13 protein-coding genes are annotated in these 17,003 nt (G+C 42.2%); 6 read left to right on the forward strand and 7 right to left on the reverse strand.

Going from position 1 to position 17,003, the window contains the following annotated elements:
• Positions 1–21: 21 nt before the first annotated feature.
• The 5 genes from RB604_RS13360 to gmd form a co-directional block, all read right to left on the reverse strand.
• The gene (locus RB604_RS13360) at positions 22–1,131 is read right to left on the reverse strand and encodes an LA_2272 family surface repeat-containing protein (RefSeq protein ID WP_229103581.1); all 1,110 of its coding nucleotides are present in this window, start codon (positions 1,129–1,131) and stop codon (positions 22–24) included.
• A gap of 50 nt (positions 1,132–1,181) precedes the next feature.
• Positions 1,182–2,714, reverse strand: a complete 1,533-nt coding sequence (locus RB604_RS13365; RefSeq protein ID WP_055295059.1) for a sulfatase — start codon at positions 2,712–2,714, stop codon at positions 1,182–1,184.
• Between the two features lie 217 nt (positions 2,715–2,931).
• Positions 2,932–4,590 (reverse strand): AMP-binding protein, encoded by a 1,659-nt coding sequence (locus RB604_RS13370; protein WP_005923101.1) that lies wholly within the window; start codon positions 4,588–4,590, stop codon positions 2,932–2,934.
• 285 nt (positions 4,591–4,875) lie between these two features.
• Positions 4,876–5,949: a GDP-L-fucose synthase family protein gene (locus RB604_RS13375; RefSeq protein ID WP_007480558.1), complete on the reverse strand. Its 1,074-nt coding sequence runs from the start codon at positions 5,947–5,949 to the stop codon at positions 4,876–4,878.
• 5 nt (positions 5,950–5,954) lie between these two features.
• Positions 5,955–7,028: a GDP-mannose 4,6-dehydratase gene (gmd, locus tag RB604_RS13380; protein ID WP_005923095.1), complete on the reverse strand. Its 1,074-nt coding sequence runs from the start codon at positions 7,026–7,028 to the stop codon at positions 5,955–5,957.
• A 217-nt stretch (positions 7,029–7,245) separates the two neighbouring features.
• On the opposite strand from gmd, the gene RB604_RS13385 reads away from it, so the two are divergent.
• Positions 7,246–8,514 (forward strand): ATP-binding protein, encoded by a 1,269-nt coding sequence (locus RB604_RS13385; protein ID WP_005923092.1) that lies wholly within the window; start codon positions 7,246–7,248, stop codon positions 8,512–8,514.
• Positions 8,515–8,928: 414 nt separating this feature from the next.
• Here the strand turns inward: RB604_RS13385 and RB604_RS13390 are convergent, their stop codons facing one another.
• Together RB604_RS13390 and RB604_RS13395 are read right to left on the reverse strand one after the other, a co-directional pair.
• The gene (locus RB604_RS13390) at positions 8,929–9,807 is read right to left on the reverse strand and encodes a DUF4373 domain-containing protein (RefSeq protein WP_007480563.1); all 879 of its coding nucleotides are present in this window, start codon (positions 9,805–9,807) and stop codon (positions 8,929–8,931) included.
• 6 nt (positions 9,808–9,813) lie between these two features.
• Positions 9,814–10,161, reverse strand: coding sequence for an SH3 beta-barrel fold-containing protein (locus tag RB604_RS13395; protein WP_005923085.1), 348 nt, complete (start codon positions 10,159–10,161; stop codon positions 9,814–9,816).
• A 1,023-nt stretch (positions 10,162–11,184) separates the two neighbouring features.
• On the opposite strand from RB604_RS13395, the gene RB604_RS13400 reads away from it, so the two are divergent.
• The 5 genes from RB604_RS13400 to RB604_RS13420 all read left to right on the forward strand — a co-directional run bounded on the left by RB604_RS13400 (position 11,185) and on the right by RB604_RS13420 (position 17,001).
• Positions 11,185–11,718, forward strand: a complete 534-nt coding sequence (locus RB604_RS13400) for a UpxY family transcription antiterminator (RefSeq protein ID WP_005923082.1) — start codon at positions 11,185–11,187, stop codon at positions 11,716–11,718.
• 18 nt (positions 11,719–11,736) lie between these two features.
• Positions 11,737–12,231 (forward strand): UpxZ family transcription anti-terminator antagonist, encoded by a 495-nt coding sequence (locus RB604_RS13405; protein ID WP_007480565.1) that lies wholly within the window; start codon positions 11,737–11,739, stop codon positions 12,229–12,231.
• A gap of 55 nt (positions 12,232–12,286) precedes the next feature.
• On the forward strand, positions 12,287–13,072 hold the full coding sequence (locus RB604_RS13410) for a polysaccharide biosynthesis/export family protein (protein WP_007480567.1): 786 nt from the start codon (positions 12,287–12,289) through the stop codon (positions 13,070–13,072).
• Positions 13,073–13,090: 18 nt separating this feature from the next.
• Positions 13,091–15,544: a GumC family protein gene (locus RB604_RS13415; protein WP_122282047.1), complete on the forward strand. Its 2,454-nt coding sequence runs from the start codon at positions 13,091–13,093 to the stop codon at positions 15,542–15,544.
• Between the two features lie 176 nt (positions 15,545–15,720).
• Positions 15,721–17,001 carry a DegT/DnrJ/EryC1/StrS family aminotransferase gene (locus tag RB604_RS13420; RefSeq protein WP_007480570.1) on the forward strand — a complete coding sequence of 427 codons (1,281 nt, stop codon included), beginning with the start codon at positions 15,721–15,723 and terminating at the stop codon, positions 16,999–17,001.
• Positions 17,002–17,003 lie beyond the last annotated feature (2 nt).

Below are 17,003 nucleotides of genomic sequence, written 5' to 3' on the forward strand. Positions count from 1 at the left end.
GAGAGGGTTGGGGAGAGGCTTCTAAAACAGTACGATTCCTGCTTCTGCGATTACTCCTTTGTCATAAGTGACATCTCTGTTGTAATAGCGGCTTCCTCCATAACCTCCGGTTGCAAAAATGCCGAACTTCTTTGTAATCTGATATTCCAGATTCAGGCGTGCCTGCAAGCCGTATAGGCGCGCCGGAATGCCGTAATCTTTATTTTTAAAGGTTTCGATGTGTTGGTATCCCAAATCGCCGCTGATGGTCAGGTCTTTCCATAAAGGCAGCCAGATACCGCCGCGATAAAACAATGAAGCGGAGAATTTATCGCTAAAGTCGAGATAATGCGTACCGGCACCTACAATGGTGTAGAATAGTTTGTTCTTGAACCGGGCACCTATGTTGATTTTGGTGGCATTTCCGCCAAAGACCATCATTTGTACTCTTGTGTCGGGGTTGGCGTTGACAAGTCCCAACTGAAACCCCTTCATTTCTTCTTTATAGTAATTCACCAAACCGATTTGCAATCCTTTCGCTTTCGTCGCGTAGTTGCCTAAACCTATCTGCACACCGTTCATGCGCGAAGCCACTATATTGGCAAGCCCTGTCAGTTGCACACCGTTCAGATTTTCGCCTACTACGTTCAATAATCCTCCGGCCATTATTCCATTAAAAGTAGAGCCTGTGATATTGGCGAGTCCGGATAGCTGTGCACCGCCGGCTTTATCGCCCGATATGTTCATCACACCGCTTGCCATTACACCGTAAGTATGGTCACCGCTGATATTGGTCAGCCCGGAGAACAACATTCCTTTGCTTTCGTTACCGGCGATGTTGACAAGTCCCGTAGCCGAGAATCCTATCATGTTGTTGCCGTTAATGTTGCTGATTGCAGAGAGTTGCAGGCCACGCATGCTTCCACCCACCATATTGGCAAGTCCCGATGCCTGTATGCCGTTCATGTTGTGGCTGATAACACTTCCGAATGCATTGAAGCCTGCACCGTTTAGCCGGTTCATAGCCGACAGGATACCCAAATTGAAATAGGTAGTCTGGGCACTGTCTGCGGGTTGTGTGCTGACTCCCTTCCATATGGACAGATTGATACCTGCACTCTTGTTTTGTGCAGACAATGTACTGCCTGCCATCAAAAACAATGCAAGGGATAGAAATAGTTTTCTTTTATTCATTCTTCTTTTTATTTAATTTCGTCCGGCCATGGTGCAGGTTGTTGTGTTGCACGCAATGTAGGTCGTTGAGCGTTTACCGAACGAAGATAGTTACTTAATTTTCCTGCCAGTTGTTTTACGATGCGTGGCTTTTGAGCTGCCAGATCATGTTTCTCGCTGATATCGTTGGGAATATTGAATAGTTCCCTTTTACCGGAATCAAAGTAATACACCAGTTTCCAGTCTCCCGAACGGATGGCACAGGTTGCGCCGATTCCCGGTCCCGAAGGCCCCCAGCTATGCGGATAGTGCCAGTAGATATCTCTATCTTTCATCTTGCCTTTTCCGGTGAGTAGCGGCATAAAGCTGATGCCGTCCCGTTGTTGTATTGTTTGGTAGTCCGATATTCCTGCTATCTCCAATATGGAAGGGAAGAAATCTTCTATCATCAGATAACGGTCGCATTTGCTTCCGGGTTTTACTGTACCCGGCCAGCTTACGATCATCGGTTCCCGTACGCCTCCTTCATAGGCAGAACCTTTACCACTGTTGAGTGGATAGTTCTGTGTATGGAGCTGTCCGGCACGCGTATGTGCGGCCAGTCCGCCGTTGTCCGACATAAATAGAATGACGGTGTTTTCCTGTAGGTTCTTCTCTTCCAGATAGTCCATAAGGTCGCCTAAGCTTTTATCCATCCCTTCCACAAGAGTGGCATAAGCGGCTTCTACCGGCGGCAGCCCTTTGTCGATGTACTTCTGATAGAAGCGCATGTCCGGTTGTATCGGTGTATGTACGGCATAATGAGCCATATACAGAAAAAATGGTTTGTCGCTTTTTTGTGCATCATCCAATGCCTTTTCCGCTTCCAGCGTGAGTGCTTCGCTAAGGAATGTATCTGTGCCGTGATATTTCTCCAATCCCGGTACGGCAGCCGGCGGATTCTTTCCATCGGTTTTATTCCCGAAATTCTCTTTTCCGTAATAGCTGGCAGGAGAGCCGGCCGCATGCCCGGCTATATTCACTTCGAACCCCATTCTCAACGGGTCTTCTCCCGGGGTATCTATGGCTCCGAAATGAGCCTTTCCACAATGTATGGTGTGATAGCCGTTTTCTTTCAATACTTGCGCCAATGTCGTCACTTGAGTGGTGCGCTCTATTCCCGGTTCCTGGCATATGCCGTTTACATTCCATTCCGGATATATCAGCACAGAGTCCGGTTGTTCGTGTGTCTTGTTTTTATGCAGTGTCCAACTGGTCACCCGGTGTCGTGCCGCATTCATTCCGGTAAACAGGCTGACGCGGCTTGGCGAACTTACACTACAGGCATACGCTTGCGTAAACATCATGCCTTGTGCCGCCAGGCGCTCCATATTGGGCGTCTCATAAATGTCATTGTAATGTGTACGTTGCGTCCAAAAGGGCAGAGAGGTGTCTTGCCACCCCATATCGTCTACCAGAAACATAATGATATTGGGATGTTTCTGAGCTTCTGCCGCTTGGGCTTCACCCGTTATGCCACATATCGGGAGTATGGCCGCCGATAATAACAGTTTGTTTCTCATAATTAATAATGTGCCAATGTGTCAATATGCCAATGTGCCAATGAGACAATGCATCAATGCGTCGATGTACCAATATATCAATATGCCAATGGCCAATTAGCTGCGCTATTATTCTGAATGGTAATCAGCGCATTAACACATTATTCAATTCCCTCCATTATTTAATTAGCACATTCTTTAATTGGCACATTAGCACATTGGCACATTGATCAATTATTTATCCTTTAGCCTCTTGGTACAGGAATCTCTTGATCGATTTCTTCGGAGTTTTTTCGAACTCTTCCGGATATATTTTCATTTTTGAAATCTGACTGTAAGCCGGCAGCATCGCGTTCAGCGCCACCCGGTTTTCTTCCATCACACGCTCCATGTCTTCGTTCTTCAATCCATGTGCAAAGGCTTCGTCAAAGTCCGGATAAACCAGTCCGACGAGTTTGTCGTTCTGCTGCACGATGATACTTTCCGATACATAAGGCAGGTTATTCAACTTATCTTCAATTTCTTCCGGATAGATGTTCTGACCACTCGGCCCTAATAGCATGTTCTTGCTGCGTCCTTTGATCGTGATATTTCCTTCGGCATCTTTCAAGGCAAGGTCACCTGTGTGCAGCCAGCCGTCTTTGTCGACAACCTGTTCCGTAGCCTCTTCATTCTTATAATATCCCAACATTACGTTCGGCCCTTTGCAGACAATCTCTCCCGGTATATTTTCCGGGTCTGATGAGAGAACCTGTACGTCCATGCGTGGTGCGGCTTTACCGCATGATCCCGGCTTGAAACGTTTCCAATCTTCGTAGCAGATGATCGGGCCGCATTCCGTCATACCATATCCCACGGTGTAGGGGAAATCGATCATTTTGAGGAATTGCTCCACTTCCTGATTGAAAGCGGCGCCACCTACGATTATCTCTTCGAAATTTCCACCGAAAGCCTGTATCATTTGCTCGCGTACGGTTGCTTTGATCTTGTCATTGATGATAGGTACTTTCAACAACAGTTTCATGGTCGGGGTTTCCAGTTTCGGCAGGATATTTTTCTTGATGATTTTTTCAATGATAAGCGGTACGGCTACCACTAAGTTGGGTTTTACCTCGGCAAAAGCCTGGAAAATTATTTTGGGGCTCGGCATGCGGGTAAGGAAGTAAATCTGGCAACCCACGGCGAACTCGTATAAGAATTCGAACGCCAGTCCGTACATATGTGCCATAGGCAACATAGAAACGATTCTGTCACCCGGTTTCAGGGATAATACTTCAAAACCGAATTTTGTATTCGACCACAGACTGCGGTAGGGGAGCATTACCCCTTTCGAATAACTTGTAGTCCCCGATGTATAGTTGATGACTGCCAACTCTTCGGGCTGGTCTTTCCGGTATTCCACGTGTTCTTTCCGGAAATTTTTCGGATATTTTTTTCCGAACAGTTCATTGAGATGCTCACGGGCATGTGTCAGTTTTTGGCTGCGCGACACTAATAAGGTGAAATCGTTCATCATCAGAATACCCTCTAACAGTGGCATGGCCGATTCGTTCAGATTCTCCCATACCATGTCGCCGACAAAGAGTAATCTGGCTTCGGAGTGATTGACGATGTTGTGTACATTATCGGCTTTGAACTCATGTAAGATGGGGACAATTACTGCGCCGTAAGTCAAAGTAGCAAGAAAGGTGACTCCCCAATGGGAACTGTTTCGCCCGCAGACGGCTATTTTATCTCCTTTACGAATGCCGCTTTCTTCGAAGATGATATGCAACTTTTCGATTTTGCGGGCTACGTCTTTATACTGTAGGGTGGCTCCTTTGTAGTCTGTCAAGGCATCCAGATCCCAATTATTCTTGATACTGTTTTCAATGTAAGCTATAAAACTTTGTTCCATTGTCTATTGCACATTTGAGATTAAATTGTGCAAATATAGCTATTATATTGAGAATAGAAAACTTATTTAGTTGAAAGGTGAAAATTGAAAGTCTTGATTTAGTTGAAAGTCTTGATTTAGTTGAAAGTTGAAAGTTGAGAGTTGAAAGTTGGGCTGCGCTATTTGTTGTAACGTTGTATGCAGCCTATCAACTTTTAAATTAAGACTTTCATTTTTCAACTAAACAGGCCTTTTAATTTTCACCTTTCACCTTTCACCTTTCAACTAAATTAAGACTTTCAATTTTCAACTAAACAAGTACCATTCATACATCCTCCGCACCCCTTCCTCTATTTCTATTTTATGGTGCCACCCTAATTGGTGCAGTTTGGAAGGGTCGGTAAGTTTACGCATGGTTCCGTCGGGTTTAGTACTGTCAAAGGTGAGTTTCCCTTTGTAGCTTACGGTTTCTACGATCAGTTCGGCAAGGTTACGGATACTTATTTCTTTGCCGGTACCGATGTTGATGTGGCAGTTACGGATATCTTTGCTTCCTTCTTGATAGGTATCTTTGAAGTCTATATGTTCCATCACGAATACGCTGGCATCTGCCATTTCTTCGCTCCAAAGAAATTCGCGTAGCGGTGTTCCGGTTCCCCACAATAATACTTCCGTATTGCTGATACCGTACTTTTTCAGAATCGTTAGTATTTCTTCTTTGGAGTTTTCTCCGCTGATACCCTCTACGGGGCGCAGATTCATGTCTTTCCGGACAGCCTCCCAGTTATCTTCTTTCAGGCAGTGAGCCAGATGTATTTTGCGAATCATGGCGGGCAATACGTGGCTGCGTTCCAGATCGAAGTTATCGTTCGGGCCGTATAAGTTGGTGGGCATTACGGCAATATAGTTCGTTCCGTATTGCAGGTTGAAGCTTTCACACATTTTCAGTCCTGCGATCTTGGCGATGGCATACGGTTCATTGGTATATTCCAATGGCGAAGTCAGCAACACATCCTCTTTCATCGGTTGTTCCGCATCGCGCGGATAGATGCAGGTGCTTCCTAAGAAAAGCAGTTTTTTCACTTGGTGACGGAAACTTTCGCCGATCACGTTCTGCTGTATTTGCAAGTTTTTGTAGATAAAATCGGCACGATAGATGCTATTGGCCATGATACCGCCTACGAAAGCAGCAGCCAGAAATACATATTCCGGTTGTTCTTCATCAAAGAAGCGGCGAACGGCTGCTCCGTCCAACAGATCGAGCTCTTTGTGAGTACGGCCTACAAGGTTGGTGTATCCTTTCTCTTGCAGGTTTTTCCAGATAGCAGAACCCACGAGGCCGCGATGTCCTGCTATATATATCTTTGCATTTTTATCCATCGGTTTTATTCCTGTTTAGTTGCAATCATTTTTTGTACTTTCTTCATATCGTGGCGCACCATGATTTTCACCAATTCCGGGAATGGAGTTTTGCAAGGATCCCATCCCAATACGGTTTTTGCTTTGGTGGGGTTTCCCAACAACTGTTCTACTTCTGCCGGACGGAAATATTTCGGATCAACCTCTACCAATACCTTTCCGGTAGCTGTGTCGATTCCTTTTTCGTCCAGTCCTTTGCCTTCCCAGCGCAGGTTGATGCCGGCTTCGGCGAAAGCAAGCGTACAGAATTCACGTACGGTATGCATCTCTCCGGTAGCGATAACGAAATCTTCCGGAACGTCGTGTTGCAGGATGAGCCACATGCACTCCACATAGTCCTTGGCATATCCCCAGTCGCGGCGGGCATCCAGGTTTCCTAAATAAAGTTTGTCTTGCTCGCCTTGCACGATGCGTGCGGCGGCAAATGTGATTTTACGGGTTACGAATGTTTCACCACGGCGTTCGCTTTCATGATTGAAGAGGATACCGTTTACGGCAAACATACCGTAGCTTTCACGATAGTTCTTGGTAATCCAGAAACCGTACTGTTTGGCCACTGCATAAGGGCTGCGCGGATAGAAAGGAGTCGTTTCGCTCTGGGGTACTTCCTGTACCTTGCCATATAGCTCGGATGTAGAAGCCTGATAGATACGCGTTTTCTTTTCCAAACCTAAAATACGCACCGCTTCGAGCATACGCAGTGTACCGATGGCATCCGCTTCTGCCGTATATTCAGGAACGTCGAAAGAAACTTTTACGTGACTTTGGGCAGCGAGGTTGTATATTTCATCGGGCTGCACCATCTGAATCACGCGTATCAGTGAACTTGAATCCGTCATATCGGCATAATGCAGATTGATCGTACGTTTCTGTTTCATGTCGCGCACCCATTCGTCAAAATAGAGATGTTCGATACGTCCGGTATTGAATGAAGAAGAACGGCGGAGGATTCCGTGTACTTCATAACCTTTTTGCAATAAAAATTCCGCGAGGAATGAACCGTCCTGTCCGGTGATTCCCGAAATAAGAGCTTTCTTCATGATAGATAATTGTTTATTGATTTGTGATATTATTCCGATGCAATATTCGGGCTTTTCTTTCGGATAGAAAATTAATTTTAAGATTAATCTTTTAGATTTGATAGAAAAAATATATATTTGCTGAATATTATTCAGATATAAATGAATATTCTATTATATAATTCGTAATATTTATTTTTATTTGAATAATTGTTTGTTAATATAGATATTTTCTGATATGAATGATTCTTTTAATGAATTAACTCTTTCCAATTATTGGGACGGACGGTTTCCGGATACAGGATTTGCCCGTAAGAGCTATACCAACCGTATCTTTGGCTACATAGGCAACAAACTGATAAAGGTGTTGTTCGGACAGCGTGGTGCAGGCAAGTCTTATTTGTTGCGTCAGATTATGGTACATTTGCTGGATGAAGGAGTATCGGCGCGAAACGTGTTGTATATCAGCCGGTCGTTTACCGATTCCGGGTTCATTTCCGGACGTGAAGGGCTTGAAGAACTTCTTTCCGTCTATCGTGAGCGGCTTCATCCCGTGGGGAAGATCTATATATTCATTGAAGAAATACAGAATATCGATGGTTGGGAGGAGTTTGTCCGTGCACATTCACAAGATTACGTCAATAGTTGCGAACTGTTTATCAGTGGTTCGAACAGAAGAATGATTCCTTGCGATACCGAAGGAATCCCGGACCGGCACTATGTCAGTTTTGAGGTCTTTCCTTTCAGTTATGCCGAATATATCGAAAAGGAGTCGGAAGAAGTTTCGGATAAGAGTTATGCTTCATATATGGAACAGGGAGGTTTGCCCCGTCTTTCAGCTTTTCCGTCGGAAGAGTCAAAGTGGAATTATGTTTCCTCTCTCAAAGATACCGCGTTGTTTCGTGATGTCGTAAAGCGCTACCGCATTAAAGATCCCCGTCTTTTTGAAGATACGCTTATTTATCTGGTGGAGCATTTGTCCGGGTTGGTATCGGTCACCAATCTCGTTTCTCATTTCACTGCGCAGAAACGGAAGACGAGTTACGATACCATTGCCAATTATATCAGTTATCTGGAAGATGTTTTTCTTATCCACCGCGTGGAGCGTTGCCAGGTTCGCACGAAAGAGGTGGTATTAGGCACTTGTCGTTACTATATCAACGATTGGGCTTTTATGCATTATCTTTATCCTTTCTTTGTCCGCGAACGGGAGGTGAAGTTCAGGAATCATGTCTGTCTTGAATTGAAGCACGCCGGATATCGGGTTAATGTAGGTGTACACCGCAATAAGGTGATTGATTTTATGGCTCGCAAGGACGATCGCATTATCTATATTCAGTGTGTTTCTACTTTGGAGAATGAGGTAGCTATGCAGGCTTCGTATGCTTCGCTGGAGTCGATACAGGATAATTATGAAAAGTGGGTGGTATCTCTTGACAAAACGATGCTGCCGTCAAAAGAAGGTATACGCCATATACAAGCCTGGAAGTTGGCGGAAATGCTGTAGGGGATATATGAGAAGATAGGCTTTTCCCCCGTTAGTAAATTTAACAATGTTAATGAAGATTTCGTGATGTATGTCTTTGCTGTGTAAGATATACATATCTTGAGTATAAAAGAATGCATTCTTTGATCATAAAAGATAGTATTTAACAAGATGTTAATATTAATTTCTTGTCAAGAGAAAAATAGCTTTTCTTGCTTCTGTTTTTTTTATATGATACGTTGATATACAGTGGTTTATTTGCTTTTTGATAACTGATGGTAAAATGATGTGTTTTGCCGGGATGGCAAGGATCCTTGACTGATCCTTGCTGATTTGGCAACTTAAATGGGCGTGCCGGAATAGCCGATTATCGGTTGTGTCCCGTTTGTTCTTCTTCCGGCACGCCTTTTTCCGGTATTTTTGTGCTTCTGACCATCAGGAACTTCTAAGCACTTTTATGATATATTTTCCCGGTGCTTCAATTTTGTTCCAGTGTGTTTTTGCCAATAGTTTCCATATGGCTGTTCCTTTCCTGCCGTAATCGGACAGTCTCAGTATGGCTGTAATTTCTGCGATCTCCTTCACTTTGTGCAATTTGAGGTTCTCTAACAGTCCATAGTAGTTGTGCGTATGTTCATCGAGGGTATAGTCCGGGGGCGAGGGCAGAAGTGCATAATTATCCTCATATCCATCCTTCTCCCCCGTGGGGGGATTAGAGGGGGGAAGTTCTTTACTTTTCTCTGCTTTACTTTGCTTTACTTTACTTTGTTGAAAAATGTCTGCATTTTCTGCATTCAACTCCGTTTCTGTCTGCACACTGTCTGCATTTTCCGTGTTCAGCTTCATTTCTGTTTGCATATTGTCTGCATCGTCCAGTTTTTTGCATTCATTTTTGCTGTTGTTTTTGTTGTTGCTTTTGCTGTCTGTACACTCTATCAGTAGGTACGGGAGCTTGGCTAAATCCCTCTTTCTCCGGCTTGTAGCTTCCATCCACACCTTCTGGATTTCCGTTGAAGTCAGAATTTCATATTTTTCGTAACTCTCCTTGTCGAAAAATTCTTTTTCCACAAGCATATTTACGATATCTCCCATAGTTTCCTTGTCGTATTCCGGTCCTAATTTTCTTGCAAAAATCATGCACTGTTCTTTTCCCCAAGGGATATAATATCCGTCCGTATAAATCTTGCACAATAACATGATCACCGCATACGGCCCTTTTATCCCGAATATTGCTGTGAGCAGTTCTATTTTGTCGCAATGGAAAAATCCCGTCAGTAACGGGAAGTAATTGATTCCGATATATTCTATTGCCATAACATCTTATCCCATTACCCTCCATTCCAGAAAATTCTCCATTTGAAATGTTCTCCATCCCTGTTCATCTATATCCCAATAGACTACTGCGGCTTCCACGTTTGCGGGATTATATTTTTTGTGAAATTCCGCTTCATAATACCTTAGCGTAGCTTTCACGAATTTGAACTTCCCGTTTTGTTTGTAGAATGCGATGACGGCATGTCCGTATTGCATGTAGTCCAATAGGGCTTCCAGATGTTGTGCCATCCATTTGGCGGTATTTTCGGAATAGTTCTTTTCCTGCATAATACGTTTTTCCCATTTCCGTTTCATGGCTTCGCTCTCTGATACCGTCCTTGTTAAATTTTTCATGATATAATTTTTAATGATGAATACCTTGCTGCGTCTATGCAGCTTTAGGCGGTGGCAAAGATACGTCTGTCCGTCTCTGAAACGGATTAAGAAAATGCCTGTCTTTTTTCATTCGTTTTTTTCTTTATTCCTTTGCCTTTTTTTTAACTTTCCTGTCTTCGTTTATGATGGTGGAGATGTAGTTTGTAATGGAGCTGATATTTAGTGGCTTGTACTTCCCATCCACAATGTATCCCAGTATTTCCGTCTTTGCTATAAATCGTGCAAGTGAGACTTGTGATGTCTTGATATTTCTACCCATGCTTCCTTGATAATAAATGGAAATTAAATATCTGATGACGTCTTCATGGTTGGAAATAATACCTTTTATCTCTTCTTTGTTATCTTTCTGTTTGTGTTTGTTAATGCTTTGGTTATTAGTATTTAATGGTTTTGTTGACTTGCTTTCATAAGTATTTTCATCACATTCTTTTGTCTTTCTTTTTTGTTCATGATCTCTGTTCTTGTTTTGTTAATGGTTAAAATATTTAAAAACGTCAAAAGTAATAAAGTAATTTGAATAAAGATAAATGAATGGCGAAGAATATAATGAAAAGATGGTGTTTGGAGTAGTATTCAATTGAAGTACAATGTGATATGATGAAATAAAAAAGTGTTTCAATAGACGTTCGTTTAATTGAACGCAAAGATAGATGGTATTTTTATAATGGCAAAATGTTTATTATAAAAAATGATATTTTGTTTGTTTTGTGATGTTTAACAGATTGATTAATAGACGTATATTAAGAAAATAGAACTGAGATTTTGCATGTATACTTTTATGAAATACTTCCTTATATATGATGTGTAAAAAAGGTGTTCAATTAAACGAACGTCTATTGAAACACTTTTTCAGTTTTATCATTGTTTCGTTCAATAAAAAATATTTCGGAATTAGTTACGGTTTGATTGAGAAAAATGTCTCGTTCAAACCGCGAAGCGCACCCAAAATTCTGGTTTTAATCTTTTACTAAACTATAATAAGTGTCTGATATACAAAAGAAATGGTTTGCTGCTCGTGTTAGAGATAAACAAGAATTTTTAGTTCGTAGTTGGATTGAAAAATTGAGGACAGAAAATGTGCTTGATGTGGAATACTATCTTCCCACTCGAATTGTAGTCAGGCAGCTGAAATATCGCCGAAAAAAGGTAGAAATACCTCTTATTAAAAATTTAATCTTTATACAGTGTACCAAGCAGACAGCTATTGATTTGGCTAATCAGTATAGTATCCCGCTTTTTTATATGAAAGATCTCTTTACCGGCAACATGCTTGTTGTTCCGGACAAGCAGATGGATGACTTCCGTTTTGTGTTGGATCTTTCTCCCGACGGCGTCAGTTTTGATAATAGCGCTCTTGTTGTCGGCAGTAAAGTAAAAGTCGTGAAAGGTGAATTTGCAGGTATCGAAGGTAAGGTCGGTATTGAAGCCAATAAAACTTATGTCATTATTCATATTCAGGGTGTTTTGACCGCCAATATCAAAATACCCAAAAGTTATTTGAAACCAATCGAATAAAAATATCAAATTATTATAATGGAATCATTCACAACGAAAGCTTTGGAGCTTCAGCGTTTGGCCCACCAATTACTGTTTTTTGAGGAAGACGCATCTCTCTATTCTGATGATTTTTGCAGACAAAATCGTACGGTTCTCACCCTTAGTGATACCTTGTATTCTCTTTGGAATACAGCGGGCTCTCTTATGCCGGAAGAGGATGCGGAAGTTTGTCTGGCTCTATTAATGGGGTATAATGCTACTATATACGGTGATAGCAATAAGCAGGAACATATTCAGCAGGTTCTTGATTGTTGTTGGAAGGTTCTGCCGCACCTGCCTGTTTCTTTACAGAAGCTTCGCCTGCTGACTTATTGTTATGGGGAAGTGTATGACGACGCTTTGTCTCGTGAAGCCCATGATATTCTGAAAAGTTGGGGTGGGAGAGAGTTGACAGCTGAAGAACAGGAAATAGCCGGTCTACTGGATAGTATGGAGGCAAATCCCTATCCGTGGGAAGAGGTAGAGGAATAACTGGGATAAGGTGATTAATTAAAACAAAGGAAAATAAAAAAGTAATTTAACGAATATGCAATTAAAATATTATTTATTGTTAGGATTGACCGCTTTGTTGGTATCTTGTTCTGCTCCGAAAGAGGTACTTTATCTACAGGATATTACTTCTTTGAAAGAGGAGGTTATTGATAAGAACTATGAGGTAATTATCCATAAGGACGATTTATTGGCCATTTTAGTGAATAGTAAAGATCCGGAATTGGCGTTACCGTTCAATATGCCGTTAGTTACTTATCAGATAGGTGCTCAGACAACAGCTCAGCAGCGTTTGTTAGGTTATCTTGTCGATCAGAATGGGGACATTGATTTTCCTATTTTAGGGAAACTTCATGTAGAAGGTTTGACTCGCATGCAAGTGACAGAATTGATAAAACAGAAATTAATGGAAGAGGATTTGATTAAGGATCCTATTGTTACTGTCCAATTTCTGAACTTTAAAGTTTCTGTAATGGGTGAAGTGGCTCGTCCGGGTACATTTGACATTTCCGGTGATAGAATAACGCTGTTGGAAGCTTTGAGTATGGCTGGTGATTTGACCATTTATGGTCGTCGCGACCGTGTAGCCGTTATTCGGGAAAAAGATGGTAAACGTCGTATCTTGTATCACGACCTTCGTTCTTCTGACATTTTTCAGTCTCCTTGTTACTATTTACAGCAGAATGATATTGTATACGTGGAGCCTAATAAAGCCAAGACAGGCCAGAGTCGTATTAACTCCAATAATTCTGTAGGTGTTTGGTTGTCTGCTGTTTCAGTATTGGCTTCCATTACTTCTTTAATGGTAACTATGTTTAAATAAATCAGATAACAAAAGATAATGAGCGCTGAATATAAAAATAATGATATCCGTAAACAGGAGTCAGAAATTAATATCACTGATATTTTTCATCTTATATTAGTTAATTGGTATTGGTTTGTGTTGTCTGTTTTGGTCTGTGGTGGGGTAGCTTTCTTTTATTTGAAATCTTCTTCCAAAGTATACAGCCGTAAGGCGTCCGTTTTGATTCGCGATGACTCTAAGGGTGGTGGAATGAGTGAGTCTGCTGCTTTTTCCGATTTGTCTCTTTTTGGGGGTAAACGTAATGTGGACAATGAAGTACTTGTTTTTCAATCCCGTCATCTGATGGAAGAAGTTGCCCACCGTTTACATTTGGATATGAGTTATAAGGTGAAGAATGGCCTGCGTAATGATGAGCTTTACACCCATGCTCCGGTAACAGTTTCTTTTCCGGAGGCGGAGGAACGTCAGGTTATAAGAGTAGTGGTTACCCCTGTTGATTCCATAATGGTACGTCTTTCCGGTTTTTCTTTAGCTGTAGGCGGTGGAGAAGTTCATTCGGAAGAGGTTTTGGATGTACGTCTGAATGATACGGTTTCTACACCGATTGGTCCGATGGTGATTACACCCACATTGTATTATACAGATGTATTTTATGGTAGGTCTGTAAATGTGGTCAAATTCAACATGGAGAGCGTTGTCGAAAGTTACCGTAATAAGTTGAAAGTCTCCCTTGCCAGTAAAACGGCCACTATTATTAATTTGGTTTTGGATGACGTGTCTATTGCCCGTGCAGAAGATATTCTCAATATGCTTATTGCTGTTTATAATGAAGACGTTATTAATGACAAGAACCAGATAGCCGTGAATACTTCTAAGTTTATCAATGAACGTCTGATTATTATTGAACGTGAATTGGGTAGTGTGGATGCTAATATTGAAAATTTTAAGCGCGAGAATCAACTGACTGACATTACTTCCGAGACGGGTATGTATCTTGCCAATACGAGTCGTTATCAACAGGAGGGACTCAGTTTGGAAAATCAGTTGAGTATTGTCAGATATATTAAGGAATATCTGACGGATCCTCAAAAGAATTCGGATTTAATTCCTGCTAATACCGGTATATCAGATAACAGTGTCGAATCTCAGATTAAGGAATACAATGATATCCTTTTGAAACGTGACAAATTGGTGGTAGGTAGCAGCAGTAAGAATCCGATTGTGATGGATTTGAATAATTCTTTGAGTGCTATGAAGCAGACGATTATTCGTTCGGTGGATAATTTGATTGTAGGTCTGAATATCCAGTTGAAGAATATCCGTGAACAGGAAGAACAGACATCGAAACGTATTGAGGCTGTGCCTGCCCAACAGAAATATGTACTTACAGTGGAACGTCAGCAGAAGATCAAGGAGGAACTTTATCTTTACTTGTTGAATAAGCGTGAAGAGAATGCCTTGACTCAGGCTATTACGGAGAGTAATGCCCGTATCATCGATTCTGCTTCGGGTAGCAGTGCTCCGGTAGCGCCTAAAACAATGACAATTTTCTTGGCTTCCATTGTTTTAGGATTAGCTATTCCTATGGGAGTATTCTGGTTGTTGAATGTGACGGATACCAAAGTTCGTACCCGTAAAGAGTTGGATGAAGTTTTAACTATTCCTTTTTTAGGCAATATTCCCCGTCATGGTAGTAATAAGGGTGAGGATTCGGATGGTATTGTTGTCCGTGAAAACAGTCGTGATTCGGTTTCTGAAGCTTTCCGTATCATCCGTACAAACATGGACTTTATGCGTGTGAAGTCTGAAAAGTTACAGGTGGTTATGTTTACTTCTGCCAATCCGGGTGCAGGTAAGACGTTTGTATCAAGTAATCTTGCTATGAGTATTGCCCAGACGAACAAGAAGGTTGTTCTGCTTGACGTTGATATCCGTAAAGGTACCTTGAGTGGTATTTTCTCTAATTCTTCCAACCGTATGGGACTGACACATTATCTTTCGGGAAGTACGGATAAGTTGGATGATATCGTTGGCAGGAGTGAGGAGTATGATAAATTGGATGTCATTTTCTCCGGTCCTGTTCCTCCTAATCCAGCCGAATTGCTGTTGAGTGAGCGCTTCGATCGCTTGATAGCGGAACTTCGTAAACGTTATGATTATGTCATTGTCGATAATGTTCCTGCTGGTATGGTAGCCGATGCTTCCATTGTTAATCGTGTGGCAGATCTTACTATTTTCGTAATCCGTTCAGGAGTAATGGATCGTCGTCAGTTACCTGAATTGGAGACCATGTATCGTCAGGAGCAGTTGCGTAATTTGTCTGTGATATTGAATGGTGTTCCTTCGGAACGTAGAGGCTATGGTTATGGTTACGGCTATGGCTACGGTTATGGCTATGGTTATGGTTATGGTTATGGAAACGAGAGTCATAGTCATAACAGAAAGCGTAAAAGTTTGAAGAATCTTTTCTCCCGTCTTTTGAAACAATAGACTATTGACATGTATAGTGCTATGGAAGATATTCTAGCATGGAAGATGCTTAGTGCTGGTGGTGGCTATCGTAGTATCGGATGCAAGACAGTTCCTTTCAGAACACAAGGAAGCTATAGAGCTTCATATCAGAAGAGAATAAACAAATAAAAATAATCAGAAATAATATATAATTTATGGAAGAAAGAAAAACCATATATCTTTGCTTGGCTCACATGTCAGAGGAAGGTCTTGAACAGAAATATGTAAAGGAGGCGTTTGATACCAATTGGGTAGTACCAATAGGACCTAATGTGAATGCCTTTGAACAGAACCTCGCCGACTTTGCCAATACTAATAGCGATGGCAGTAAGCTCGACCGTAAGGTTGTGTGTCTCTCCGCAGGAACAGCAGCTGTACACCTTGCCCTGATAGCCTGTGGAGTTCAGCCAGGCGATGAAGTATGTGTACAGTCATTCACTTTCTGCGCTTCTTCACATCCAATCACCTATCTTGGCGCTAAGCCTGTCTTCATAGATTCAGAGCGTGAGACATGGAATATGGATCCCGAACTCCTTGAAAAGGCTATCCTCGATCGCAAAGAGAAGACAGGAAAATATCCTAAGGCAATCATTCCTGTAGCACTCTATGGTATGCCCTACGACTGCGAGAAGATCATGGCCATTGCCGACAAGTACGGCATTCCCGTCATCGAAGATGCAGCCGAAGGTATGGGCTCACGCTTCAACGGACAGGTACTTGGTACCTTCGGCCGTTTCGGTGTACTATCTTTCAATGGTAACAAGATGATAACCACCTCTGGCGGTGGAGCCCTCATCTGCCGTAATGACGAGGATGCCAACAACGTCATGTGGCACGCAACCCAGGCCCGTGACGCTTATCCTTACTATCAGCATACAGAGATTGGTTACAACTATCGCATGTCAAACGTATGTGCAGGTATCGGCCGTGGTCAGATGACCGTTCTCGATGATCATATTGCCCACCACAAGCATGTCCAGTCGCTTTATGAGGAACTCTTGAAAGATATTCCTGGCATACATATCCACAAACAGCCTGCTGATCCTCGCTACGATGCTAACTTCTGGCTCTGTGCTGCTACTATCGATACCGATGTTGAGGTCAAGGGACAGGAGAATGCTTATAAGGAAGTCATAAAGACTGCCGTAGGCGGAGCTGCCGGTGTCATCAAGGCTGTTGATAGTGCCATAACTGATTGCCAACCTAACGAGAATGTAGAAGCCCTCCGTGTATTTATGCTTGAGAAAAAGGTAGAGTGGCGTCCTGTTTGGAAACCCATGCACAAGCAGCCAGTTTATGCTGATGCTGTGGCTTATGTTAATGGCGTGTCTGAGGAAATTTTCAAGGTTGGTTTCTGTTTACCTTCAGGTCCATATGTTACCGATGACGATGTGAGATACATTGTTGAGTGCATCAAAGAAGCAATTGAAAAATAAAC

This window comes from Bacteroides salyersiae (genome assembly GCF_031172035.1).
GTDB classification, from domain to species: domain Bacteria; phylum Bacteroidota; class Bacteroidia; order Bacteroidales; family Bacteroidaceae; genus Bacteroides; species Bacteroides salyersiae.